This is a genomic window from Buttiauxella sp. A111 (assembly GCF_014189855.1).
Taxonomy (GTDB): Bacteria; Pseudomonadota; Gammaproteobacteria; order Enterobacterales; family Enterobacteriaceae; genus Buttiauxella; species Buttiauxella selenatireducens.
In genome coordinates this window covers 1-255 of record NZ_BJFN01000036.1, presented here as the reverse complement: position 1 = coordinate 255, position 255 = coordinate 1, and the positions used below count along the sequence as shown (strand labels likewise).

Below are 255 nucleotides of genomic sequence, written 5' to 3'. Positions count from 1 at the left end.
CTGGTGAGAACGTTGGTGTTCTGCTGCGTGGTATCAAACGTGAAGAAATCGAACGTGGTCAGGTTCTGGCTAAGCCAGGCTCTATCAAGCCGCACACTCAGTTCGAGTCTGAAGTTTATATCCTGTCTAAAGACGAAGGCGGCCGTCATACTCCGTTCTTCAAAGGCTACCGTCCACAGTTCTACTTCCGTACAACTGACGTGACTGGCACCATCGAACTGCCAGAAGGCGTTGAGATGGTAATGCCGGGCGACA

General features: G+C 51.8%; 1 pseudogene. It reads left to right on the top strand.

Going from position 1 to position 255, the window contains the following annotated elements:
• Positions 1–255, top strand: a pseudogene (gene tuf, locus BSPA111_RS22495) (elongation factor Tu); the annotation flags it as partial.